This is a genomic window from Paraglaciecola sp. 25GB23A, from assembly GCF_040012495.1.
Taxonomy (GTDB): Bacteria; Pseudomonadota; Gammaproteobacteria; order Enterobacterales; family Alteromonadaceae; genus Paraglaciecola.
Genome location: NZ_JBDYKM010000009.1, coordinates 1 through 26,605 on the forward strand (window position 1 = coordinate 1; position 26,605 = coordinate 26,605).

The window sequence follows — 26,605 nt, forward strand, 5'->3', positions numbered from 1 at the left end:
GAGCCCGTATATAAGCAAGCATCTAACTTAGTTTAATTAAAACAACGATTGACAGTATTGAGGGAGTCCATATAAGGACACAGAGTGCACGGAGGTAAAGCTAATTGTTAAGAATAAAAGATAAAACATTTGAACCATAGGGGGCACAGAGAAATAAGAAATTAAGATTAAAAGATAATTTGAACCACAGAGGTCACGGAGGGCACGGAGGGCACGGAGGAAAGATAAAGCAGGAGTTTTGGTAAGATTAAATCAATTTCAGGTAATTGCAGTTAGACAGAATTGCAAATCAGCGAGCTTTTAACAGATTTTGTGTAACTTTGTGGTGAATATATTCGCCGCATAGCCCGGTGGCGAATTATGCTTTTCTGTACTAGATAATCTAGGATTAAATATTAGTTTTAAAAGCAAATGGGTATTAGATCATGGATGAAAACAACTTAACTCAAACCATTATTGGACTCGCGATTAATGTACATAAAGAACTTGGGCCAGGCCTATTGGAATCGAGCTATGAAGCATGCCTAATATACGAACTACTAGAACACGGCATTGCAGCAGAGCAACAATCTGTGCTTCCAATCAATTACAAAGGTAAGCAAATAGACAACGGCTATCGGGTCGATATATTAATACCAACAAAGTTAATTATTGAGCTTAAAGCCGTCGATAAAATATTGCCTATACATATTGCTCAAACCCTCACCTACATGAAATTAAGTAACATACAAACAGGCTTAATTATCAATTTCAATGCATCAAGACTTACCAATGGCATAAAACGATTAAGGCTTTAACACTGAAGGTTAAGAATAAAAGATAAAGCCCTTGAACCACAGAGGTCACTGAGAAATAAGAAGTTAAGATTGAAAGATAATTTGAACCACAGAGGGCACCGGGTGCCGCGCACAGAGGACACAGAGGAAAGAAAAAGCAGGGATTTTGGTTAAGACTTAAGTTATTTCAGTTTATAGGTAATTATAGTTGAACAGAATTCCAAACTAGCATTTGTTGTTTTTTAACATCTGATATTTGTTGCTGTCCTCTGTGAGCGTAGCGCTCTGTGACCTCTGTGGTGAAATGCTTTGGGTTTTGCTTTAGCTTTCAAAAGATAAAGAGTTTGAACCACGGAGGGCACAGTGAAATAAGAAGTTGAGATTAAAAGATAATTTGAACCACAGAGGGCACAGAGGTCACGGAGGAAAGAAAAAGCAGGGATTTTGGTTAAGACTAAAGCGATTGCAGACCAGCATTTATTGTTTTTAACAACTAATGTTTTTTGCTGTCCTCTGTGAGCGTAGCACTCTGTGACCTCTGTGGTTCAATTGCTTTGGCTTTGGTTTTGGTTTTGGTTTTGGCTTTATGTTCGGCCCTAAAGGACCTCCTACACAAGAAACCTCTGTGAGCGGAGCGCTCTGAGAACTCTGTGGTTCAGATGTTTTGGCTTTGGCTTTCAAAACATAAAAAGGCTGAACCACAGAGTACCCATATCAGAAGCTGAATTAGGCGTTTTTCTTAAATCTGCGTGATACTAAGCCTAGTAAACCTAATGCAAAAATAGCTAGGGCAGATGGTTCTGGCACTGGCTGGGCGCCATTAGCATCAACATAACTAATAGAAACAATCACTTCATCATTATCGTTAAAGGCGTTTACCGCATCACTAAAATTGACCCCTATCGACAACATTCCATCGGCTAATAACGACAACAACGACGCACCATCAATTGCTATATCTAAAGAAAAATCACACTCAATACCACCTGTGTTGCCAGGAATATTAGTTACTCCTGCGCCTGAGTTACATCCAAATCTTCCCAAATTTGTAGTTTCAAAGATAACATCAAAGAATTCGTTAGCAGCATCTAAGTCCAGACCACTGAAGCTAGGATTAGTGGCGGTTCCTGAAGCAATTGTTAATACACCGTCAGTGCCATCTGATAAACCTAAGCCGTTGAAATCGAAGATAAAGTTTTGGCCATCGGAAACGAGTATTTGTGTCTGGGTAATAAGTGTGGCGGATGCTGGAAGCACACAGCCCAATGTTAGTGCTAAAGCCACTGAATATTTAGTAAGACTACTTCTGATTGCTTTCATTTTTGTTATTCTCAGTTTAATTTAATTTAACTAAATCTTTTTAATGCGTAAACTATGCCAACAAATTAAAAACTATAATTATCAGATACTTAAAAAATAATGAGCCGAATTAAATTATTTTTTTAGAAAGAACGTAAACAAACCTGACAGTGAGATGGTTAATAGTAAGATAAAAAACTTACCACAGAGGGCACAGTGAAATAAGAAGTTAAGATTAAAAGATAATTTGAACCACAGAGGACACCGGGTGCCGCGCACAGAGGGCACGGAGGAAAGAAAAAGCAGGGATTTTGGTTAAGACTTAAGTGATTGCATATAATCGGTAATTGCAGTTACACAGAATCTGTTACAGGCTCAATTGCAAACCAGCATTTGTTTTTTTTAACATCTGATATTTGTTGCTGTCCTCTGTGAGCGCAGCGCTCTGTGAACTCTGTGGTTCAGATGCTTTGGCTTTGGCTTTGGATTTCAAAAGATAAAGAGTTTGAACCACGGAGGGCACAGTGAAATAAGAAGTTAAGATTAAAAGATAATTTGAACCACAGAGGTCACAGAGGACACGGAGGAAAGAAAAAGCAGGGATTTTGGTTAAGAGTAAAGCGATTGCAGATACACAGAATTGCAAACCAGCACTTGTTGTTTTTTTACATCTAAAATTTGTTGCAGTCCTCTGTGAGCGGAGCGCTCTGTGAACTCTGTGGTTCAGATGCTGTTGCTTTGGCTTTGGCTTTATGTTCGGCCCTAAAGGACCTCCTACAAAAGAAACCTCTGTGAGCGGAGCGCTCTGTGACCTCTGTGGTTCAAATGCTTTAGCTTTGGCATTAGGTGTTGGATTTTTTAAAGCCCACCAAGTGTTTTACTTGGTGGGCTTTTTGGTCGGTGTTGATTTATGACTCTTTGGGGTCTACGCCGTAGTAGCCTTCTTGGTAGTAGTGTTCGCCGTAGTAGCTCATTTTTTGGGGTGAGGCTTGGGTTAGTACTACGCCGGTTATGTTGGCGTTGACTTTGCGTAGGCGGGCTACGGTTTCTTTGGCCATGTTGATTTTGGTGCCTTCGGCTTTAACCGCGATGATGGTGGCATCGGCCAGTTTAGATAGCACGGCAGCGTCGCTCACCGGTAAGGTGGGTGGGCTGTCTATTACTATGTGGGCAAAGCGTTCTTTTAAGCTGTCGAGCAGCTTGGCGAAGCGTTTAGACGACAATAGCTCCATGGGGTTGGGCGGGATCGTACCGCAGGTGATCACGCTTAAGTTGGGTGCGCCTTCTATTTGGCTGACCATGCTGCTGTCTATTTGGGCTCCGGCTAGTATGTCGCTTAAACCTACTTTACCGGTTAAACCTAAATCTTTGGCGATGGCAGGTTTGCGCAAATCAAGCTCAATTAACAAGGTTTTGTCGAGTTGGCTAAAGGCCACGGCTAAGTTGATGGCTAAGGTGGTTTTACCTTCTGAGCCCACGGTAGAGGTAATTAATACGGTTTTGGGTGGGTTATCAATATCGCTGAATAACAAACCGGTACGAATGGTATTAATCGCCTCGGCAAAAGTAGAGCGTTGGTCGGCAATATACTGTTTTTCGGGTGCCACTGACTTTTTGCTGTTTTTCACCAAGGGGGTAATACCTAATGATGGTATTTGCAACTCGCTTTCAATTTGGTCAGGGGTATTAAATACATTGCCCAAAGCCTCACGTAAAAAGGCTAATACCACACCAAAAAACAAACCGGCCATCAAGGCGGCGACAACAATTAAAGCAACTTGCGGTTTAATGGGGAAGATTGGTACGGTGGCACGGTCAATAATACGTACGTTAGAGGCATCGTAATCGCCACTTACATCGGCCTCCATCAAACGACCTAAAAATGATTCGTAAACCCGGCGGTTGTTTTCAACTTCTCGTTCTAGGCGGGTAATTTCGAAACTGCTGCCTTGATAGCTTTGCAATTCGGCTTTGGTTTTATTAGTGAGTTCTTTTACGTTTTCAAGTTGCACTTGGGCCAAGCGGTATTCTTTGGCGATATTCTCGACTATTTTGTCTACTTCGCGGTTTAGATTGCTTTTGGCACCAGCTAGGTCAGAGCGGGCGGCAATGAGTTTGGGGTGTTTTTCGCCATAACGTTCGGCGAGTTCTTCAACCGCTCGGCTTTGGTTCGACTCTTCGCGCACTAAATCACGTATGGTTTGGTTTTGTAATACTGGCCCGAGGGATAAATAGTCGCCCTTACTACGGTCAAGCTTTTGCACTTGGGTATACATTTCTTGCGCTTGCGATAATAAGGTTTGCGCGCGCACTAATTCGTTGTTGAGGTTAGACAATTGGGTATTGGCAATGCGGGCTTGCTGCTCGCTGTCCATTAAGCCTGACTGAGTGCGCACCGCAGCTAACTTATCTTCAGATGCTTGTAAGGTGGCTTTTAAGTCGTCGAGTTGGTCACCCAACCATTTAGCAGTATCTTTTAGGGTACTCAAACGGGCTTCTAGGCCAAATTCAATATAGGCATCGGCCACCGCGTTAATGACTTCCGCGGCTTCTACTGGGTCGTCAGACTGATAAGCAATATTAATAATTTGGCTTTGGGTACCGCCCTCAACACTCAACATGGCTTGAATGCCATAGGCCAACATAATGCGCAGTTGTTCGTCGCTTAGTGGTACAGCATCTTGCTCGGGCTCATCACTGGCAAACCAGCCTTTGACTTGCTTTTTAAGGTCGCTTAATACATTGCTGTCGTCACCTAATAACTTGGCTGCAGCTTGTTCTTGCTTGTAGCGTTCAACAAGTCCAAGTTTATCCACCACGGTTTCAGCTATTTTGCGTGATTGAATAATTTCGTATTGAGTTTCGTAAAACAAAAACACCATGGAATTCATGATGTATTGATCGCTAGCGGTGGCATTAGGCTGAATTGGGTCGGCTTGTATCTTTGCCGTAGCCTGATAAATAGGTGTTGACTTAATCGCGACAAAAAGCCCCAGCACTAAAAACAACAAGGCAACTAATGCGATGCTCCATTTACGGCGTTTTAGTATGCGCCAATATTGGCCTAAGTCGATAGTGTCATCGTCTTGTTGGTTGGCAAGTGAATTACTGAGTTCCGTGTTGGCCATATTGGTCCCTTGTTAAAAAAAGCTTTCTTCAACGGTGATAACATCACCCGGTAAGACTGGAGTATTTAAGTCGACATTAATCACATTATTAGGGTTATTTTCACGCATTAGCCTTATTTTACTGCGCGAGGCTCGCTCGGTAAAACCGCCAGCTAAGGATATAGCCCGTTGTATGGTCATGCCGTCGCGGTAACTGTAGCCACCGGGTTTGTCGACTTCGCCATTCACATAAAACTGGCGGTACTCAACAATAGCCACCGATACATCGGGTTTTTTAAGGTAATCGCCCAGATATAACTTGGTTATTTTAAGTTCGACCTCGTCAATGGTTAAACCCTTAACCACTACCTGCCCAATGAGTGGCATAGAGATGGTGCCATTGGCGGCCACCCGGGTTTTGGCTAGGCTTAAATCAGGCTCGTTAAATACGTTAACGGATATTTCGTCATCAGCCCCTAGGCGGTATTGGTTTAACTCTTGCGCTTGGCTGGCAAACGCCATGCTTAACAAGACTAAACTTAGCACTAACAAAAAGCTGTAGCTTATTACCTTGTACATGCTTTGCTCACTTAATTTATGGTGAAGGTACATGGGCTCTCCTAATTAAAACTAAGCTTAGCAGTAAGATTAATGCTATTGGCCTTGTAATCGGCTGCGTCCTGAGTTGAGTCACGTTTTTCGTAGCTGTAATTGGCCCCCACTTCAACCCAAGTCAACAAGCTATAAGTTATACCCAGCTTACCCCCAGTACGTTTATCTTGACGATTTGAGCTAAAGACCAACTCATCTTTAGCATAAGTAAGCTCTGCTTCTAATTTGGTTAACTGGGTTAAGCTATGTTCAACTCCTGCACCATAGCTGGTGCGCAAAAATCCACCGGCTGTTTCGAGGGACGAATCAATACTTTCACGCCTTGCGGCTAAATTGATAGTGGTGTAAGTATTGGGGGTGAAATCAATGCTGGCTTCATAGGCTAGGCCATTAATGTCACGCAATGTATCAAGGCTATAGTTACGGTCTTGATAACCCACTTTAACTGTACCTTCTAATTGATTAGTAAAAGCCCACTCTATTCCTGCCTGATACACTTTATATTTATTATCTAGGTCTAAAAAGCCCACTTCTGGGTTGTAGTTAAAATCTTGATAAACCAACTCAGCCAATAAACGAGTGCGCGGTGCTATGCGGTAATAAAAGGCGAATGAGGCTAAATCACGTTCATTACTACGAAATTCCTGATTATTGTTATCATAATCGCGTTTATTATGCGCTAAACGCAGTACTAATTGGCCAAAGCTGTCTTGTCTGCCGTAAATTAGCCGCCCTGTCAGACCTTTGTCGGTAAAATGGTTAAATTCATTTAAGTTAACAAAAATCGTATTTAAATCACCAAAATCTTCGTGTTTGTCTTGGTACTGCACATCAAAGCGTGAGGTAAGGCGGTTTGAGTGGTCAAAATCAGCTCGCAGGCGAATATCATGGTCGGTGTAATTAACATCACTAAAGTCAAAATAGTTGGCGTATTCGCCTTTGTAGACTGCTGAAAAACGTTGTTTACCAAGAATGCCGGCAATGGTGAGTTCTGGTGCTACCACCACACTGGTATCGCTATCGGCATTGGCATCTGATTCACGGAGAATGTTGTCTTCGTAACTTAAACGTGAATCAACTACGGCAAAAAAACCGGCTTCTTGGGCCATTATTTGGCTGCTTGCAAAACTTGCCAATAGAGTGAGTGCAATTCTTGTAAGCTTATTATTTTTATTTAATTTTCTCATTTCCATAACCCTTTAAACCAATCCCAAATTCCAAAAGAAAAATCTTTAAATATATTAATGCCTAGTGCTGATTTAATTAAATACAACACTAATAAACCAAGCAAAACTGAAAAGGTAATAAACAACGCCGTAAACAACGCGATGCTAAAAGCAGATACCAACTGCTCTTTGCGTGACAGTTCGCGAAAGTTGCGCCCCATCAAAAATACGTAATAAATGCGTGTGCGCACGAAGGGCAAGGGAAAGGTGCCTCTAAAGTCGATTTTGTGCTTTCCCCATTCCCGTGAACCAATCGCTGACTTTAAGTGCACTAATTGTTTGTCTGTAAAGGTATTAGCCACATCAGTGGGCATACGGTTTAACAGATTTTTAATCGCTATTTCGTCTTTGATATTGGTGTTTTTAGATTCCAACTTATTCACCTTTTTTATCAGTCACTGTTATTTGTTTTAGTTAATTTAAAGACTGATGTATTTCTAGACGTAATTTGTGCGTTTTATAGTACATGACATTTACAGAGTCGAAAACGACTTTAAATTAAAAAAATGACAACTTAGTGATGTTTTTTGTATGAAACGGTGAAAAGTGGATAGATGTGAGTGGATAGCAACAGCAAAAGCAAGAGCGATTTTACCACAGAGGGCACAGAGGACATGGAGGTTAAGAAAAGGGCAACAGCAAGAGCGTTTGAACCACAGAGATCACAGAGGTTTCTGTTGTAGGAGCTGCTTTAGCTGCGAAAGCGATGTATAAGTAGATAGCAAGAGCCAAAGACACAAGCAAAAGCATTTAAACCACAGAGGTCACAGAGGGCACGGAGGTTAAGAAAAGGGCAACTGCAAGAGCCAAAGACACAAGCAAAAGCATTTGAACCACAGAGGTCACAGAGGGCACTGAGGTTAAGAAAAAGCAACGGCAAGAGCAAGAGCGATCTCACCACAGAGCCTGTCGGGAACCGAGCACAGAGGTTTTTGTAGGAGCTGCCGGTGACCGGCTCAGTTCAGCTGCGAAGGCGATGTAAAAGTAGATAGCAAAGATAAATCAACAGCAAAAGCATTTGAACCACAGAGGGCACAGAGGGCACAGAGGGCACGGAGGTTAAGAAAAGGGCAACTGCAAGAGCAAAAGCGATCTCACCACAGAGCTTGGCGGGAACCGAGCACAGAGGTTTCTTTTTTGTAGGAGCTGCTTTAGCTGCGAAGGCGATGGCAATTGTAAATTAGATAGATGCTAGTAAATAGTAGATAGCAAGAGCCAAAGACACAAGCAAAAGCATTTAAACCACAGAGGTCACAGAGGTTAAGAAAAAGCAACGGCAAGAGCAAGAGTGATCTCACCACAGAGCTTGGCGGGAACCGAGCACAGAGGGTTGTTTTGGACCAGACTGATAGGCATTTTCGAGCAAATTTTAGTCATTTTGTGATTCTTCGGGCATAAATCCATGTAATTGCATACACAACCTTTGTGCGTATAATAATTTAGACATTATGAGGAGGGCTCATGCAAACACCAAAAGATAATGTAAAAAAACGTACTAACCTTTCGATTCAATTGCATTTGATCTCGGAAGCAAAAGAGTTGGGCATTAACCTATCAGCGTCTGCAGAACATGGTATAGCACAAGCCATCGCGAGTGAGAAAAAGAGACGCTGGTTACAGGAAAATAACTCAGCACTTTCGAGCTCAAATTTGTACGTAGAAGAAAATGGCTTACCACTTTCCAAATATAGATTATTTTGATGGCTCGATTTTCTGTATATAAAAACAACGACAGTTTGGGGTACTTACTTGACGTGCAGTCAGACATACTCAGCGGATTGAACACAAGAACTGTAGTGCCACTAGAACGCATCGATGATTCACCAAAACCAGCGGCCTATCTTAACCCTATATTTGTAATTGAAAATGAGTCTTACGTAATGTTAACGCAATTTATTGCCGCAATACCTGAGAGCGAACTAAACAAACGCGTTACCAATCTTACAGAGTTTCATTCTGAAATTATGACCGCGCTAGACATGTTAATCACAGGTTTCTAGATCTCACCACAGAGGTCACAGAGGTTTCTTTTTGTAGGAGCTGCTTCAGCTGCGAATGCTATGACGATGACGATGACGATGGCAAAGTAGATAGTTGCTAGTAGATAGCAAGAGCAACGGCAAAGACAAATCAACAGCAAAAGCATTTCACCACAGAGATCACAGAGGGCACGGAGGTTAAGAAAAGGACAAGAGCAAAAGCGATTTCAACATAGAGGGCACCGGGTGCCGCGCACAGAGGTTTCTTTTGTAGGATGTCCCGGTAACCGGTGTTGCCCCAACGGTGTTGCCCCAACGGAGTTGTTTAGGGGTGAATGATAAGTAGATAGAAAAAGCTACAGGAAAAGCGAGCGAATTACTGAGGTTAGCAGTTTTTTGTCAGAATATTTTACATTTGGATTATTTTCATTTTCAATAAAACACTCAAGATATTGATATTTATAGTTAATATAAATTGGCCCAATTAATGCTTAATACAATTTGAATGACAAACAACAACAATACTCTCCTTTCTTTGATGAAAGCAGTACAAGGAAAATATGATGAATATAAAAATGTTGAAAATGGCTTTTGCCGGTGTGGTTTTATCTGTTACTGGTTTTGCTAATGCTGGTGTAATTTCAACACTGTATGGCGCTAATAATGGCGGCAGTTTCGGTGGTGCTGTTTACTTTGACCTAATGGTTGGCAGTCAGGATTTGTCGATTACCGGATTTGATTTAAATACTAATGAGCAAGATGCGTTTAGCGATTTTCAGGTGTGGCTGTTAAATGGTACAACGTCAGAAACAAACCAAACTTCTTCAAGTTGGTTGCAAGCTGCTACTGGCAGCGGAACAGGTGCAGGTCTAAATAATGTGACCATGGTCACTCTTTCCAATAATTTTTCATTAAATTCAAACACACTTTATGGTTTTGCATTAGTTGCTGGTTCGACTTTTGGTCATGATTATACTAATGGGGATGGGAGCAACCAAAACTTCTCGAATACAGACCTTAGCTTAACACTTGGTACTGCAACAAACAGCCCGTTCACCGGTTCGGTTTTTAATCCTCGTATTTGGAACGGTACAATTCGATATGATGTGGTGACGTCTGATGTTCCAGCACCTACTAGTATTGCACTACTTGCTCTTGGCTTAGTTGGTCTTGGTTTATCTCGGAAAAAGAAAACTGCATAAGCATATTTCAACGCAATGTGTAGAGGCCTCGATATATATCGGGGCTTTTTTTTATTACTTTTTCACATAGATACAAATGCTAAAAGATAGAAAATGCAAGAGCAAGAGCAAAGACACAAGCAAAAGCGTTTGAACCACAGAGGTCACCGGGTGCCGCGCACAGAGGGCGCGGAGGTTAAGAAAAGGGCAAGAGCAAGAGCATTTGAACTACAGTGATCACAAAGGGCACGGAGGTTAAGAAAAAGGCAACTGCAAGAGCGATTTCAACATAGATGGCACCGGGGCCGAACACAGAGGTTTCTTTTGTAGGAGGTCCCGGTAACCGGCGTTGCCCCAATGGAGTTGTTTAGGGGCGAATGAAAAGTGAATAGTTGCTAGTAAATAGCAGATAGCAAGGGCAAAGACAACAGCAAAAGCGTTTGAACCACAGAGTTCACCGGGTGCCGCGCACAGAGGGCACTGAGGTTAAGAGTAAGGCTACAGCAAAAGCGAGCAAACCACAGAAAAAGCACTTCACCACAGAGAACCTATCGATGGGCATGTCATCTGTTATTGACCGAGTGGTTCTGTTGCATTATCGGGGTATATTAAAAGGCGCCGTAGAGCATTAATGTGGTCATACGTGTGCCGTTGGCTTGTTCGGCACTATAGGCGCTGCCTGAGTATTCGGTATGATTGAGCTGAAACTGCAAGTTGTCGAGCAGAGAATAGGTGCCTCCTATCATCCAAGCGTCATCTCGGTAATTGTTGATTTGGCCATTCTCACCATGCCGATAGCTCATCAACACGGTCACTTTGCTTGGTATTACTCCCAGTTGCCCAAGTATGGCTGCAGCTTTTCGATCATGTGGATTTTTGTTGAACAAATTTTGCTGTATCGACCCCGCTGGTGTTCCAGCAGATTCTGCATAGCTCAGGTACAATCCCAATGGCATGTCCATAAAGAGCCCTTGCGCCTGTGCGTCAAATGCCCACGCATCGGTATCAACTAACCGTTGTAAAACTGGCTCGGTGGCACTGCCACTCCACGACTGAATGCCTAAGCCGACATCCCATCCGCTAATCTGTGGGGTTGCAGCCAAACGCACATAAGTTGCCGAAAGAGAGCCTGAATTATCGCCAGTTGTGCTTGGCGACCATTTGCTGATGTTGGCAAAGTACTGGTTATTGCTGGCAACAGCAGCGATGCCTTGTGCCTTGGTTGCCGTGCCAACATACTGTTGAGCCGACACAGCACTGCGATCTTCTGCAACACGAGAAAATCGCACTGCCCCTGTATTTAACAGTTCAAATCCATAGGCTGCGCCCTGTGATGAGGTGCTAAACGGAATGCCGCCAATGGCATGGCCACTGACATTGTATATGATTGGCAGCTTGAACCCACTCATTAGAGGATCACCATCATTTAAGTTAAGTTCTATCACAGCGCCAATGTTGTTGCTGATGCGCGTCGCAATGTGCAACAAAAGTTCGTCTGGAAACTGGAATTCGCCATCGTTGGTTTGGCTTGGGCCAGCGCCATTAGATTGCTGATAACGTATCTTGGTTACAATGCCTGCGTTCAGTGAGTCCTTTAAGGATAGTACTGAGTCTTGGCTACCAAATGGAGCTACGCTAATAGCATAACCATTGGCCTTAAACACACGTCCAAACTGATTCAGTGCTGGATAGGTTTGCGCGTGGCAAGCTGCGCAGGGCAAGCCAGTTTGTCGAGCAAACGTGGTCACAGCCAAGGCCTGCATTGAAGTAGTGATCATCAACAAGGCAGTCAATGCAACAAAATACCTAACAATAGTTGGATTCATAGGAGGTTCCTTAGACAAGAACAGGAATGGGGTGCAACAAGGGTTAGGTTTATAATGCATTCTATGTGCCCCAAGAGTCTGTTCGATAGCGCACTTAGCTTGGGATATTATGAACTCACTCCTAAAACTGCATCTGCTCTTCTCACCAAACGGCAGACTGGTAAAGAAAGCAACGGCAACGGCAAAAGAAAGAGCGTTTGATCCACAGAGGGCACAGAGGTTTTATTGTAGGAGGTCCCGGTAACCGGTGTGGCCCCAACGGAGTTGTTTAGGGGCGAAGAATAAGTTGATAGCAGCTAGTAAATAGCAAGAGCAAAGACAACAGCGACAGTAGCTACGATAACGGGTAGTAAGCATTTGTATTACGCCGAAAACGTATATTCATTGCAGCCACCACTCCCTCTTGTTTTTATAGTATCTAGTTGATTTAGTGTAGTTTTTTATACATTTCGGGGAATCAGCGGTTTTGACAGCGCAGATTGGAAAAGAGCTCGTTGAAATAGGTATTTTTACTTATTGCGTAGATGTTAATAAATATTAGTCTTCTAAATCAGTGTTTCCTATCTAGCAAATAGAAGGCATTTTAAAGAGTGCTTTGTCCCACCTGTAAATTTATGAGTTAAAGATCTACAAAGAGTAGCTAAATGCGAGAACTGGGGTGATCCGGCGATAGGTTGGGCGTCAGTTCTTTACGTACATTAATAAAAGGCTGTTATATGCTCAATAATAAAAAATCCCTAACTAAATCAAGTTATAACCTTACTACAATATCAATTTTGACCACGCTTATGCTTGGTTGTGGAGGAAGTAATGATCCTCAAACTCCAGTATCCGAAGAACCTCAACTAGAAGTAAGCGTATCAGAAGCGAGCAAAGTGAGAACCGCTATAGAGGGCTTAAATTTAGTCGGCGACCCCTCGTTAGGTCGCACGTTGCCCGATATAAACTCACCCAAAGCGCAGCTAGGCATGAAGTTATTTTTTACTAAGGGCTTAGGGGGTGATTTTGATTCCGCCTGTGTCACTTGTCATCATCCGGTTCTAGGTGGTGGTGACGATTTATCTTTATCAGTCGGCGTTGATGCCGATACCCCAGATTTACTTGGTCCAGGCCGTCTTCATAATACCAGTGGCACTCATTTTGATGGTGGACCAACTGTGCCTAGAAATGCGCCAAGCACATTCAATCTTGCCATGTGGGACAAGTATTTATTTCATGATGGTCGCGTAGAAAGTTTAGGCGCAACCGCCGGACGCTCAGGCGATGACGGGTTAGGCATAAGAACCCCTGATAGTCCATTTGGCCAAGCAGATCCGAATGCTGGAACAACACTGGCGATTGCTCAGGCAAGGTTTCCGGTGACATCACCAGAAGAAATGAAGAGTTTCACCAATTTTAATGGGCTAAATAACACTCAAGTTCGCAGTAATTTAGAACAACGTATTGGTGATTATGGCAACCCCTTAGGTGGTTTATTACCCCTCAATCGATGGTTAGCTGAATTTCAAATAGGTTTTGATAATGCTCAAGGTTCTGCGGAAGAGCTTGTTACTTTTGCTAACATTACTGACGCGATTGCTGATTACGAAAACTCTCAAGTTTTTGTTAATACGCCTTGGAAAGCCTTTGTTGAAGGTGATGATGAAGCCTTATCACTGGAAGCTAAACGCGGTGCCCAACTGTTTTATAATTCAGTAGAAAAGGGCGGGGCTAATTGTGCTTCGTGTCACAGTGGCGACTTTTTTACTGACGAAGACTTCCACGTTGTTGCTATACCTCAAATAGGCAGAGGTAAAGGTAATGGTCCTTCGGGAAATGATGATTTTGGACGATTTAGAGAAACAGGGTTGGATATTGATAAATATGCCTTTAGGACCCCTACTCTTTTAAATACTGCGGCTACCGGGCCATGGGGCCATGATGGTGCTTATACTTCTTTGATTGAGGTAATTAAGCATCACTTAAATCCGCAGCAAGCAGTAGATAACTACGACTATTCACAAATTGCCCCGAATGTGCAAGCGTTTGATATGTTGAAAAACACTCAACTTGCCCTAGACCAATTAGCCGCGAATAGAACAGCCGGTATTGTTAGCCTTGAAGAGGTATCGTTAAGCGAAACTCAAATTAATGATTTAGCCGAATTTTTAAAGGCTTTGACTGACCCTTGTGTTGAAAATAGAGCATGCCTCGGTAAATGGATCCCCGATGCCAGCGACTCTAACCCTGATACTATGCGAGTTAATGCCATTGATGAGAACGGCAACTTCCTATAATTAGCCTCACAAAGCACAAGCAAAGCAGCTTGTGCTTTTTTATGTAATGTTAAAACGATGTTTTTTGTCGAGCCCCTAAAAAAGCGCAGCTCTCTGCGCTTTTCATAATTCAATTTATTGATCAAGTATCCCACCTCAGCAAAACCGCTTAGATTGCTCATTCCGCACATTAAGCGAGTATTTATCAATTGATGGCTAAATTATCTTGGCGACTGCAGGTAGATAGTTGCTAGTAAATGGCAAGAGCAAAGACAACAGCAACAGCAAAAGCAAAAGCATTTTAACCACAGAGTACACCGGGTGCCGCGCACAGAGGGCATGGAGGTTAAGAATAAGGCTACAGCAAAAGCGATTTCACCACAGAGCCTGACGGGAACCGAACACGGAGGTTTCTGTTGTAGGAGCTGCTTTAGCTGCGAAAAATCAACCTCGTTGATTAACGGGTAATCGATGTCAAATCAACATTTTTTGTTGATTGGTTCGTCCCTAAAGGAACTCCTACAAGGGGCGGCTGGTGACCGGCGCGGCGGTAAGGGATGTTATTAGCTGCGAACTGCGGTGGTAAATCAACCTCGGTGATTAATGGGTAATCGATGTCAAATCAACATTTTTTGTTGATTGGTTCGTCCCTAAAGGAACTCCTACAAGGGGGCGGCTGCGTAACGGATGTTTTTAGCTGCGAAAAATCAACTTGGTTGATAAATGGAAATTGTCGGTGAAATCAACATTTTTTGTTGATTGATCTCTTGTAGGATCTGCTTTAGCTGCGAACAATCGACCTCGTTGATTAACGGGTAATCGATGTCAAATCAACATTTTTTGTTGATATGTTCGTCCCTAAAGGAACTCCTACAAGGGGCGGCTGGTGACCGGCGCGGCCGTAAGGGATGTTATTAGCTGTGAACCGTGGTGGTAAATCAACCTCGGTGATTAATGGGTAATCGATGAGGAATCAACATTTGTGGTTGATATGTTCGTCCCTGAAGGAACTCCTACAAGGGGCTGCTAGGTAACGGATGTTATTAGCTGCGAACAATCAATCTCGGTGATGTATGGACATTGGTTGTGGAATTAACATCTTTTGTTGTTTTGTTCGTCCCTGAACAACTCCGTTGGGGCAACACCGGTTACCGGGAACTCCTACAAGGGTATTTGGTATTTGTAGGGGTTGACGGTTGCTGGGGATTGATACAAAAAATGGGGTGGGAAAGATAGGGCCGACTTGATGTCGGCCCTATTGCTTTACTTGTGACTCGCTGCTGGGAGCTTGGGGCTCGTGGCTGGCTTGTCTATTCTTCGTCTTCGACCAAGGTCATCAGGGAGGTGTTGCCGCCTGATGCGGTGGTGTCGGTGCTGACGCTTTTTTCTGTTACTAGGCGTTGGATTAGGTTGTCGTTATACTCGGCACTGATGACGGGTAGTATGGCGCCTTCTCTTTGGGCTAGCTTTTGCGTGATGAATGCGCTTCTTTCACTTTTACTGTCGATAACTACACCGGCGAGTTTGGGTTCGGCGAGTAGTGACTCTAGTTGGTTCAATTTCGCTACTTGCAATACACCTTCTGGTGAACCGGTGGCGATAAATTGATTGCGAAAGGCGATCGCTTCATCGTAAAACACTTCTGATACCACTGAGATAACCACGTTGCCGGTTGCTAGGGCTGTGACGATGGATAAGGCCCAGTATTCGAAGGTAACGTTTTTATCAGCAAAACAGACCAAAATGCCGCGAGGCTCTAAAAACAGGAGGTTTGATTCGCCCGTTGGCCCTGGCAATACCTTGGGTTTACGTAGGCGTTTTTCGATACTGATTAACTGACTGCGCGCCGTGGACAATGTACGGTTTAAATCTTCTGCTAGCTCTTCGACGATATCTAATCCGGCGAGTTTGGCTAGTAGTTGTCTAACCGCAGAGATACGGGTGTTAAGCACTGTCATGCGCCATTGATTTTCTGCTGCTACCGCATTTTGCATAATAATCTGTGCTTGTTTACGCCCGGCATCATCACTTAACAAGGCTAAATCTTGTTCAGGCTCATAGTCGCTATCGCTTAACTTGGGTGTGGCTTTTTCGATCATTAAGCGGCTAAGGTAGTGTGGACCGCCCGCTTTAGGGCCGGTGCCTGATAGGCCTCGTCCACCAAAGGGTTGCACACCTACAATGGCACCAATCATATTGCGGTTAATATAAACATTACCTGCTCTTGATAAGCGTGCTAGCTCGAGGGCACGTTCTTCAATGCGCGAGTGAACGCCCATGGTTAAACCGAAACCGGTTGAGTTAATTTGCTCAATCACCTGGGGCAACTCTTTTGCCTTAAAGCGAATGATATGCACACAAGGGCCAAACACTTCGCGTTGTAATACATTAATGTTATCGAGCTGATACAAACGCGGTGCAAAAAATGTTGCGTCTGCGGGCACGTTTTCAACTTTGCATTCATACAGCAACTTGGCTTTACCTTGCATGTCTTCAACGTGTTTATTTAGGGTTTTAAGGGCTTTTTGGTCAATAACTGGGCCGATATCAGTAGATAATAATGCCGGATCGCCTATGTGTAATTCGCTTAGGGCGCCAATCAGCATTTCAGTGATATCGTCAGCAACATCTTCTTGCAAGAATAAGATACGTAAGGCTGAACAACGTTGACCCGCGCTTTGGAAGCCAGAGGCAATGACGTCATCAATCACTTGCTCTGGCAAGGCAGTTGAGTCAACAATCATGCAATTTTGACCACCGGTTTCGGCAATTAAGGGCACTTGATCACCACCACGGCTGGCCAGAATTTGCGAAATTAAGGTACCGGTTTGCGTTGAGCCAGTAAACATAACCGCTTTGATTCGCTCATCAGGTAAAAGTACTTCACCTACTTGCGCACCGGGGCTTATAACTAATTGTAGAATATCTTCTGGCATGCCCACTGAGTGCATTAACTCTAAGGTACGCACCGCAATTAAGCTGGTTTGCTCGGCAGGTTTAGCCAATACGGTATTACCCGTTACCAAGGCTGCTGCTACCTGACCTAGGAAGATTGCTAAAGGGAAGTTCCACGGACTGATACACACTACAACACCACGAGATGCTAAACGTTCATCAGTATCAAGTTCTTGAGCTCGTGCGGCATAATAGCGGCAAAAATCCACAGCTTCGCGTACTTCATCGATGCCATCTTGGGTGGTCTTACCGGCTTCTTTAATACAGATACCGATGAGTTCATCCATATGACGCTCAAGAATGTCACTGGTGCGCAATAATAAATTAGCGCGCTCGGTGATGGATGTTTGCGACCAAGAGGCAAAGGCAGTGTGAGCTTTGTCTAACTTAGCCAACATGGCATCTTTGTCGTCGTAGTGATGAAAACCGATGATTTCGCTGGGTTTAGCTGGGTTTCGCACTGCGTGAGCACCAGCAGGTACTTGCTCTTCAGTTAGGCTGACTTTATTAAACCAACGTTCAAGATTATTTTTTAGAGGCTCAACGATATTAATATCATTAATGTCCATGCCTTTAGAGTTGAAACGCTCTGTACCATATAGATTAATCGGTTTAGAAATTTGCTCGTTGTACTTGTGTTTTAGACGTTGGGTTTTTTCAACCGGATCTTCTAACAAGGCTTCAACTGGACGACTTTCATCAACAATAGCGTTAACAAACGATGAGTTTGCGCCGTTTTCTAATAAACGTCTTACCAGGTAGGCCAACAAGTCTTCATGCACCCCAACTGGGGCGTAAACGCGGCACTGGATCTTATCGGTGAGTACGATTTGGTCGTACAATGTGTCGCCCATGCCGTGCAAACATTGAAATTCAAAGCCTTCTTTGTCATTACCCGCTAACTCAATAATAACCGACGCGGTATAAGCATTGTGCGTGGCAAATTGCGGGTAGATAGTATCGCGATAGTCTAATAATCGATTGGCGCAAGCATGATAAGACACATCAGTGGATGACTTACGGGTAAACACCGGAAAATGCGACAAACCGTCTTTTTGTGCATTTTTGATTTCGGTATCCCAATACGCACCTTTTACCAAACGCACCATCATTTTACGGCCCACACGTTGGGTTAAATCGCGTAACCAATCAATCACAAATAACGCACGTTTTTGATAGGCTTGCACGGCTAGACCAAAACCTGTCCAACCCTCAAGGTCGGGATCACTGAATACTATTTCAATAATATCTAAGGAAATATCTAAACGTTCTGATTCTTCGGCATCAACGGTTAAGCCAATGTCATATTTTTTGGCAAGTAAACACAGCTCTTTTAATTTAGCCGGGATTTCTTTGAGTACCCGCTCGCGATGGGTGAATTCGTAACGCGGATGGATAGCTGATAGTTTAACTGATATACCTGGGCTCAAACGCGGCCCACGGCCTGCTCCAGCCTTACCAATCACTTCGATTGCTTTGGCGTAAGAGTCATAATAACGCTGCGCATCTTTACTGGTACGTGCCCCCTCGCCTAGCATGTCGTAGGAATACACGTAGCCATTTTTTTCTTTTTCTTGGGCGCGTTTAACCGCATCTTTGATATTTTCGCCCATAACAAACTGTTTGCCCATGATTTTCATGGCGATGTTCATGGCACGGCGAATAACTGGCTCACCCAAACGGCCGACCAGTTTTTTCAAAGTACCAAAATTTTCTTTTTGTCTATGATCGGCGTAATTGACCATGCTGCCGGTCATCAACAAACCCCAAGATGAGGCATTAACAAATAAAGAATCACTGGCGCCTAAATGAGGCGTCCACTGACCTTTGGATAATTTATCGCGGATCAATTCGTCTTGTGTGTCTTTGTCTGGAACCCGCAGTAAGGCTTCAGCCAAACACATTAATATTACGCCTTCGGCGGTGGACAAGGAATATTCACTTAATAAGGCATCGATACCACCGTGGCCTTCTTGTTCTTTTCTGATACGGGTTACGGTTGTGCGCGCACGCTCCCAGGCACGACTGCGCGCCAACATACTGATTTCAGCATCAGGCAAAATATGGTCGACGGCGAGGTTTTCTTCAATTCGATAAAAGTCTCTGATTTTTTGACGAAGGGGACTTGCGGTAATCAATGTACCGTTAAATAGCATAGCTGACCTCAGAAAATAAGTTTGAAAAAGCGCAGAAGTGCACCTATCCGTAGAATACTGCTAGGTTAACATAAGGCCTATTAGCACACAAAGGGCAGTCGCTGATCCCACGTAAACAGAAGTTGACTGCGGTCTAGCTTAAAGGAGTTGATGCTTGATACCAGCGCTCGCCCAGCCTTATATCAATCTAAAGGGCCAAACGAGCAACAGGTTGAGAACGGTTTTACACTCGGTTATTTGGTGATGCCGTGTGCCACTAGGGTAAAGGCCATTTCTTGTGCACTGTCTTCTAAGCGGCCATAACGCCCACTGTTAGCAAAGTGCCCTGCCCCCATATTAATGCGCATTGCTAATAAGTTTGTATCGGTTTTAGTGGCGCGCATTTTAGCCGTCCACTTGGCTGGCTCCCAATAGGTTACACGAGGGTCGTTGAGTCCACCGGTGACTAACATTGGCGGATATTCGCGCGCCTCTATATTGTCGTACGGCGAGTAAGATTGCAGTAATTCGAACACTGTCTTACTCTCAAGTGGATTGCCCCACTCACTCCATTCTGGTGGTGTTAAGGGCAGTTCGGCATCTAACATGGTGTTTAATACATCAACAAAGGGCACGCCTAAGATTGCCGAGCGCCACAGTTCAGGGGCTTGGATAACGGCAGCGCCAACAAGCTCACCACCGGCACTGCGCCCGCTGATAGAGATATTCCCTTTGCTGGTATAGTTTTGTTGAATTAAAAATTGCGCCACGTCGATAAAATCATTAAAAGTATTAGGGCGTTTTTCGAGTTTTCCATCTAAATACCACTGTTGACCAAGTTCATCTCCGCCTCTGACATGGGCTAATGCAAAAACAAAACCTCTGTCGAGTAAACTCAAACGAGAGCTCGAGAAATAAGGCGACATACCCATGCCGTAGGCACCATAACCATATAAGTACAGCGGTGCTAAGCCATTTTGTTTAGTGCCTTTTTTGTAGACTAGGGTGACCGGAACTTGCAGACCATCGCGCGATGGGGCCATGAGCCGCTTTGTTTCATATTGCGCAGCATCGTAACCTGAAGGAATTTGTTTGACCTTGCGCAACAGCAACGTATTGGTGTTGAGGTCATAGTCATAGACACTGCTTGGGGTAATCATTGAGCCATAATTGATGCGCACAAATGATTGCGCAAATTCTGTACTCGCCCCCAAACTGACTGATGCAACATCTTCAGGCAGGCTGATTAGGTAGGGCTCTCCCTCGTTAGGTAGGATCTGAATAGACTCTAATCCGTTAACATTTTGATTAATCGCAATGAAGTCTTTAAAGGTTTGAAAATCGATAAAATAACGTTGTTCACTGCCGGCATAAACCGTTTGCCAATTGGCATACTGTGGTGCGCTATCGGCGACTTTGGCTAAGCGAAAATTAACGTGCGTATCGTTGGCCAAGATGTAGAAATTGTCATTCGCATGGTCAAACTTAGCGAGCAGACCTTGTTGTTTGTCGACGATAGGAAGTGCCTTACCCCTTAGGTCTGCCATAAGCAAAGCACTTGCTTGTGTCACCTTAGAGTTTTCACTGGTAATGATTAAAAACTTGTCACTGCTGGTCACTTCAAAGCCCAGAGAATATTCATCATCGGCTTCTTGGGCGAGTAAAATATCCTGTTGTTGGCTTTGCCCCAATGTATGCAAATTGACACTGACTGTGCGCCACTTTTCTGGGTCTAGTTTATTGTAAATTAACGAAAGACTGTCTGCGGCGAACACTAATTGCCCATCGGCATCAGAGAGTATGTCGTCTAGATAGGTATTAGTTTGCAAGTCTTTAATTTTTATTTGTGTGCGCTCACTACCATCGATATCCACTGAATAAGCTAGATAGCGATTGTCTGGGCTGATATCCCAGTCGCTTAGATCAAAGTATTCAGATTGCTCTGCCAGTTGCGCTTCATCTAAAAACACCTCTTCTTGTTGGCTATCGAGTTTACGCCTTACCCAAGTTCGGTATTCTTCACCCGCGCGGAAAAACCAACGATATTCATAACCATGATGTTGCCAAGGTACGCTGCTGTCTGAGTCATCTTCTCTCGCTTTAAATTCAGCAAAGAGGGTTTTAACTAGCGTTTCATGGGGCGTCAAAAATTGCTCAAAATAGTCGTTTTCTTGCTCGAGATAGGTCAAGATTTGCGGGTCACTCACCTCGGGATAACTAGCATCTTTGAGCCAATGATAATTGTCTTCTAAGGTTAGGCCGTGATATTGCGCGGTGTATTTTTTTTGTGGTGCTAAGGGTGCGGGGCTATCGAGTTGTTGAAGGCGCGGAAAAACCGTGACTTCTGGTTTGCTACAAGCACTTAAAAACGACAATATAAAAATTCCTGTGATTGACACGAGACACAATTTAATGCGCACGGTGATATCCTTTAAGTTGAAAAAACGACAATACACGCGGTATTTACGGTAAGGTCGTTTGACTGAAATGTTGACTAATAGCACGGAACATTGCCAAGTGCTTGGCGGGCCACTGCTGACTTTTATCAGTATACCTTGAGTTAGCAGAGTTCTTCACGATGACAAGATCATTACTCGGATCAATATAAATAAACTGACCATATATGCCTTGGGCCATAAACTCATCTTCGGCGCCAAGCGGGATCCACCACTGATAACCATAACCATAGGACGAACCTGATTGGGGATTGTTTTCACCTGGCATAAGGTGAGGTGCATCTGGCGTTACCGAATCAATAACCCATTGTTGTGGCACTATTTGTAACAACTGCCCTCGTTGATTTAGCCACTGCCCTTGGTGTAAATACAGCCAAGCAAATTTAGCGTAATCGCGTAAGGTGATATTTAAGCCACCTAGTGCGAGTTCCATACCATTGCCATCAATCATCCAATAAGCTGGATCTTGCATGCCCATGGGTTGCCAAATTTTTTGACCGAGATATTCACTTAAACTCATGCCGGTGGCGCGCACTAAAATCATGCCCAAGACTTGGGTATCAATGCTGACATAGTGATGATAAGTGCCGGGTTCACGTTCGCGCTGAAGAGATGCGGTAAAATTATCTAAGGACGTGCCAAAGGCGATGGCCCGTGAGAATCGATTAATATCAGAATTAAAATCGGCATAATCTTCGTTAAATTTCACACCTGATGACATTTGTAAGACATCTTTAATGCGCACCCCGTCATAACCACTGCCCACTAGCTCTGGCACATAGTCAGTGACCGATTGTTCAATACTTTGGATATGACCTTCAGCAATGGCAATACCAAATAAGGCAGAAACAAAAGACTTGGCGACCGAAAATGAAATATGTTGTTTGTCTTGGCTGTCGTCTAAGAAGTATTGCTCGTAGACTATTTCACCCTCTTTGATCACCATCATGCCGTGGGTGGCACTTTGGGATAAAAAATCTGGGATGGCGATAGTTTCATCGTTAAGGGTAAAGTCATCAGGCAGGGCTTGATAATCAACTGGGAAGTAATAAGCAGTGGTGCTTGCGTCAATTTTGCTGACATCAAACATCTTGTACATGTTTAAAAAATTGTGTGAGATTTTATCAGCGTCATACAGCGTAATCGCTTGGTATAAACGCCAAACATTGTTTTGAAAAACGGCCAACAAAGCCAACAATGTCAGTAAAAAACCTATACCTACCCCTTTATAACTTAAATTTTTTATCATGCACGCCTATATCTTTAGTTTCTGCAAGGTAAGACAACATAATTCAGAGTGCAGAAAAAGGCCAGCAGATAGTTAAGTAGCGAAGGTGATCTGTGTTTTGAGTGGGGGGGAATACAAAAGGTAAATCAACAATATGCGATTAATCAGCATGGTTGATTTTTCGCAGCTGAACTGAGCCGGTAACCGGCGTTGCCACAACGGAGTTGTTTAGGGACGAACCAATCTACCGCAGGTGTTGATTTACCAACAATATCCATTCATTAACAAGGATGATTTTTCGCAGCTAATAACATCCGTTACGGCCGCGCCGGTCACCGGCAGCTCCTACAAATGCAAGAATCGTCCCCTTGTAGGAGTTCCTTTAGGGACGAACCAATTAACCACAGATGTTGGATTTACAACTAATGGCCATTTATCAATGTATGGTTGATTTTTCTAATTAAAAGCTTCGCAGCTAAAGCAGCTCCTACGAGAATAAAATCGTGCTCCCTTGTAGGAGTTCCCGGTAACCGGCGTTGCCCCAACGGAGTTGTTTAGGGACGAAAAAATCAACCACAGGTGTCGAATTTATAACCAATGGCCATTCATTAACAAGGATGATTTTTCGCAGCTGATAACATCCGTTACGGAGCAGCTCCTACAAATGCAAGAATCGTCCCCTTGTAGGAGTTCCTTTAGGGACGAACAAATCTACCGCAGGTGTTGAATTTATAACCAATGGCCATTTATTAATGTATGGTTGATTTTTCTAATTAAAAGCTTCGCAGCTAAAGCAGCTCCTACAAGAGCTTTCCTTGTAGGAGTTCCTTTAGGGACGAAAAAATCAACCACAAATGACAATTTCACAACCAATACAATTCATCAACAAGGATGAATTTTCGCATCTAATAACATCCGTTACGGAGCAGCTCCTACAAGGGTTTCCTCCTAGGGCGGGGGGCTTTGTGTTTTGAACTCTAGTGTTTTTGCCTGTGGCTGGTTTCTCTTGTATACGCAACTTCTACATTTGTTCCTGTAATAATTGCACTTGAATTTGCGAGCCTGCTATTTAGATCTTCAGCGAAAAATTAAAATACCTATAAATATCATGTATTTAATTAATAAAAATCATTTGGCACAAAAAGCGCATTAGTAAATTCGAAATCAATAATGTAACAACGAAAAGGAGTGCACATCATGTTGGGTTGGGCGTTAACTTTCTTAATCATCGCTATTGTTGCCGCAGTTTTTGGATTTGGTGGCATCGCTGGCGCAGCGGCAGGTATCGCGAAAATTATATTTTTCATTTTTATCGTTTTGTTGGTGATTTCATTGATTGCCAGCGCATTACGCGGTAAAGCACCTAGAATGTAAACCACTGATTTTTATCATATAACGGAGAAACACCATGAAAAACTTTAAATATTTAAGCATCTTGACGATCTTACTTGCTTCAATGACTTTGCTAGCCGGTTGCGGCGATGACAAGGCAGAAGAAACGGGCAAAAAAATTGATGAAATGGTCACTGACGCTGGTAATGCTATTGAAGATGCCTGTGAAGATGTGAAAGAAGGTGTAAAAGCTGAAGATACTGATTGTTAATCATCGTCTGTTTAAAGAATGGGGGCTTGGCCCCCTTTTTTTTATGTTCAGGCTTAAAACGTTTCACTGGGTTAACATATTAGGAGTAAAGCGATGAAATTTTCAATGTTGAACATTGTAATAGTCATTACTGTTAGCTTTGTGTTTTCATTCATGAATACTGAAAACCTCGGGTTTTTAGTTCAGTTTTTAGTTGCACTCGGACTGTTTGTGCTTATCGGTTTATTTGCTACTGTAGCCTTAATGAAAAAAACCAAGCTGAAAAAGTAAAATACCTCACTGTGGTTTGTCACCTACTGTAATTGCAAAGCTGGCAGCTACTCTTTTTATGCATTTGCTTTGAGAATAAAAGATGAACAACAGAATCCTGAGCCTGATTGAAACTTTTCGCACCAGCTTTTGGTTTATCCCGTCGACAATGGTGGCAAGTTCTTCGGTATTGGCTAGCTTATTTTTGGCTTATGACCGTTCTTATCAAGACTTCACTCCTGATTTTTTCCAGTTTATTTATCAAGCTTCGCCAGAATCAATTCGCTCTTTGTTGACGACTATCGCGGGATCGATGATAACGGTTACCAGTATCGCCTTTTCAATTACCGTGGTGGCCTTGAGTCTTGCATCATCGCAGTTTGGCCCCCGTTTAATTCGCAATTTTATGTCTGACAAAGGTACTCAGTCTGTATTGGGTGTATTTGTTGCGATTTTTACCTATTGTTTGTTGGTGCTACAGGCCACAACATCGGTAGAGACACACCATTTCATTCCTGGTTTGGCCACCTATTTTGCGCTAATTTTAGCTTTTGCGGGTGTGGGTGTATTAATTTATTTTATTCACCACGTTGCTCATTCTATTCAGGCCGATAATGTAATAGATAAGGTTTATTGCCAACTTAAGTTAGATATTGAGCGTTTATTTCCGACTCAAAAAGCGCAAATTAAGGACGTTGACAATGGGCCTCTTAGTTACAGTGAAACACACTATAGTCAGTCGCTTAAGAGCCAACAAGATGGCTATATACAGGCCATTGATATTAAAAAATTGACTCAGTTAGCCGCCGAGAATGAAATCAAAGTAAAAGTCTTAGTTAAGGCTGGCGATGCAGTTGTAACTGGTTTTACTTTGATGAAATTGGGGGTCGACGATGCGAACCAACGGCCCGACGAAAAAACCTTATTGGCGTGTATTATGGTGGGGGCTAAACGCACCCCTATTCAAGATCCAGAATTTGCCATAAACCAGTTAGTTGAAATTGCAGTAAGAGCCTTATCGCCGGGTATTAATGACCCTTTTACGGCCATCACCTGCACCGATAAACTGTGTGCCATCTTATGTACCTTAACTCAACGTACATTTCCCCCCAGCAAACACAAAGATCAACAGGGCACCGTTAGGGTAAACACCCATGCGTTTCAATTTTCACAATTAGCCCATGCCGCTTTTAATCAGATTAGACAGCATGCCGAAGGCAGCGTCGCGGTGACCATCAGGTTACTCGAAAGCTTGCAACTGATTGCTGACCTTGTTAGCGACCAAGACCAACGGGAATTTGTTGAACAACAGCGCGATATGATTGCACAGGCCTGCGAGCATCAATCATTGTGTAGGCAAGATAAACAAGATATCGAGCAACGATTACAGCAAATTAGTGAGCGTTTGTAGGAGCTGCCGGTGACGGGCGCGGGCGTAACGGATTTTATCAGCTGCGAACAATCAACCTTGTTGATGAATTTGCATTGGTTGTGAAATTATCATTTGTGGTTGATTTTTCGTCCCAGAACCATGCCGGTTACCGGGAACTCCTACAAGGGAGGCTGCACTTGTAGGAGTTCCTTTAGGGACGAAAAAATCAACCACAGGTGTCGAATTTATAACCAATGGCCATTTATTAATGTATGGTTGATTTTTCTAATTAAAAGCTTCGCAGCTAAAGCAGCTCCTACAAGAGCTTTCCTCCCTTGTAGGAGTT

General features: G+C 43.4%; 19 protein-coding genes. 10 read left to right on the forward strand and 9 right to left on the reverse strand.

The window, feature by feature from the left end; genetic code table 11:
* Positions 1-425 precede the first annotated feature (425 nt).
* On the forward strand, positions 426-797 hold the full coding sequence (locus ABKW31_RS13350; protein WP_348617035.1) for a GxxExxY protein: 372 nt from the start codon (positions 426-428) through the stop codon (positions 795-797).
* A 705-nt stretch (positions 798-1,502) separates the two neighbouring features.
* On the opposite strand, the gene ABKW31_RS13355 is transcribed toward ABKW31_RS13350, so the two are convergent.
* From ABKW31_RS13355 to ABKW31_RS13375, 5 genes are all read right to left on the reverse strand, one after another.
* Positions 1,503-2,096, reverse strand: a complete 594-nt coding sequence (locus ABKW31_RS13355) for a PEP-CTERM sorting domain-containing protein (RefSeq protein WP_348617036.1) — start codon at positions 2,094-2,096, stop codon at positions 1,503-1,505.
* Positions 2,097-2,983: 887 nt separating this feature from the next.
* The gene (locus ABKW31_RS13360) at positions 2,984-5,203 is read right to left on the reverse strand and encodes a polysaccharide biosynthesis tyrosine autokinase (protein ID WP_348617038.1); all 2,220 of its coding nucleotides are present in this window, start codon (positions 5,201-5,203) and stop codon (positions 2,984-2,986) included.
* A 12-nt stretch (positions 5,204-5,215) separates the two neighbouring features.
* Positions 5,216-5,794, reverse strand: coding sequence for a polysaccharide biosynthesis/export family protein (locus ABKW31_RS13365; RefSeq protein WP_348617040.1), 579 nt, complete (start codon positions 5,792-5,794; stop codon positions 5,216-5,218).
* A gap of 8 nt (positions 5,795-5,802) precedes the next feature.
* Positions 5,803-6,981 carry an outer membrane beta-barrel protein gene (locus ABKW31_RS13370; RefSeq protein ID WP_348617042.1) on the reverse strand — a complete coding sequence of 393 codons (1,179 nt, stop codon included), beginning with the start codon at positions 6,979-6,981 and terminating at the stop codon, positions 5,803-5,805.
* A complete protein-coding gene (locus ABKW31_RS13375) occupies positions 6,978-7,394 on the reverse strand; it encodes a 3-phosphoshikimate 1-carboxyvinyltransferase (RefSeq protein WP_348617043.1) in 417 nt (138 codons plus the stop codon). Before ABKW31_RS13375 ends, ABKW31_RS13370 begins: the two co-directional genes overlap by 4 nt.
* Positions 7,395-8,481: 1,087 nt before the next feature.
* Here ABKW31_RS13375 and ABKW31_RS13380 point away from each other — a divergent pair.
* The 4 genes from ABKW31_RS13380 to ABKW31_RS13395 all read left to right on the forward strand — a co-directional run bounded on the left by ABKW31_RS13380 (position 8,482) and on the right by ABKW31_RS13395 (position 10,812).
* Positions 8,482-8,721: a type II toxin-antitoxin system CcdA family antitoxin gene (locus ABKW31_RS13380; protein WP_348617045.1), complete on the forward strand. Its 240-nt coding sequence runs from the start codon at positions 8,482-8,484 to the stop codon at positions 8,719-8,721.
* Entirely contained in the window at positions 8,721-9,020 is a 300-nt protein-coding gene (locus ABKW31_RS13385) for a CcdB family protein (protein ID WP_348617046.1), read from the forward strand. The genes ABKW31_RS13380 and ABKW31_RS13385 overlap by 1 nt, the downstream gene beginning before the upstream one ends.
* 539 nt (positions 9,021-9,559) lie before the next feature.
* Complete coding sequence (locus tag ABKW31_RS13390) at positions 9,560-10,201, forward strand: PEP-CTERM sorting domain-containing protein (protein ID WP_348617048.1); 642 nt, start codon at positions 9,560-9,562, stop codon at positions 10,199-10,201.
* 419 nt (positions 10,202-10,620) lie between these two features.
* Positions 10,621-10,812 carry a hypothetical protein gene (locus ABKW31_RS13395; protein ID WP_348617049.1) on the forward strand — a complete coding sequence of 64 codons (192 nt, stop codon included), beginning with the start codon at positions 10,621-10,623 and terminating at the stop codon, positions 10,810-10,812.
* Here the strand turns inward: ABKW31_RS13395 and ABKW31_RS13400 are convergent.
* Complete coding sequence (locus tag ABKW31_RS13400; protein WP_348617051.1) at positions 10,789-12,006, reverse strand: hypothetical protein; 1,218 nt, start codon at positions 12,004-12,006, stop codon at positions 10,789-10,791. The genes ABKW31_RS13395 and ABKW31_RS13400 overlap by 24 nt on opposite strands.
* A 716-nt stretch (positions 12,007-12,722) precedes the next feature.
* On the opposite strand from ABKW31_RS13400, the gene ABKW31_RS13405 reads away from it, so the two are divergent.
* Complete coding sequence (locus ABKW31_RS13405; RefSeq protein ID WP_348617052.1) at positions 12,723-14,282, forward strand: cytochrome c peroxidase; 1,560 nt, start codon at positions 12,723-12,725, stop codon at positions 14,280-14,282.
* Positions 14,283-15,571: 1,289 nt separating this feature from the next.
* Here ABKW31_RS13405 and putA read toward each other — a convergent pair.
* The 3 genes from putA to ABKW31_RS13420 all read right to left on the reverse strand — a co-directional run bounded on the left by putA (position 15,572) and on the right by ABKW31_RS13420 (position 23,056).
* Positions 15,572-19,372 (reverse strand): bifunctional proline dehydrogenase/L-glutamate gamma-semialdehyde dehydrogenase PutA, encoded by a 3,801-nt coding sequence (gene putA, locus ABKW31_RS13410; RefSeq protein ID WP_348617053.1) that lies wholly within the window; start codon positions 19,370-19,372, stop codon positions 15,572-15,574.
* Between the two features lie 233 nt (positions 19,373-19,605).
* On the reverse strand, positions 19,606-21,726 hold the full coding sequence (locus ABKW31_RS13415) for a S9 family peptidase (RefSeq protein ID WP_348617054.1): 2,121 nt from the start codon (positions 21,724-21,726) through the stop codon (positions 19,606-19,608).
* An 88-nt stretch (positions 21,727-21,814) separates the two neighbouring features.
* Positions 21,815-23,056, reverse strand: coding sequence for a serine hydrolase (locus tag ABKW31_RS13420; protein WP_348617055.1), 1,242 nt, complete (start codon positions 23,054-23,056; stop codon positions 21,815-21,817).
* Positions 23,057-24,232: 1,176 nt separating this feature from the next.
* Between ABKW31_RS13420 and ABKW31_RS13425 the strand changes: the two genes are divergently transcribed.
* The 4 genes from ABKW31_RS13425 to ABKW31_RS13440 all read left to right on the forward strand — a co-directional run bounded on the left by ABKW31_RS13425 (position 24,233) and on the right by ABKW31_RS13440 (position 26,298).
* A complete protein-coding gene (locus tag ABKW31_RS13425; RefSeq protein ID WP_348617056.1) occupies positions 24,233-24,409 on the forward strand; it encodes a DUF1328 family protein in 177 nt (58 codons plus the stop codon).
* A 34-nt stretch (positions 24,410-24,443) separates the two neighbouring features.
* On the forward strand, positions 24,444-24,638 hold the full coding sequence (locus ABKW31_RS13430) for a hypothetical protein (RefSeq protein WP_348617152.1): 195 nt from the start codon (positions 24,444-24,446) through the stop codon (positions 24,636-24,638).
* A 93-nt stretch (positions 24,639-24,731) separates the two neighbouring features.
* Positions 24,732-24,908, forward strand: a complete 177-nt coding sequence (locus ABKW31_RS13435; protein WP_348617057.1) for a hypothetical protein — start codon at positions 24,732-24,734, stop codon at positions 24,906-24,908.
* Positions 24,909-24,990: 82 nt separating this feature from the next.
* Positions 24,991-26,298 carry a DUF2254 domain-containing protein gene (locus tag ABKW31_RS13440; protein ID WP_348617058.1) on the forward strand — a complete coding sequence of 436 codons (1,308 nt, stop codon included), beginning with the start codon at positions 24,991-24,993 and terminating at the stop codon, positions 26,296-26,298.
* The last annotated feature ends 307 nt before the right edge of the window (positions 26,299-26,605 follow it).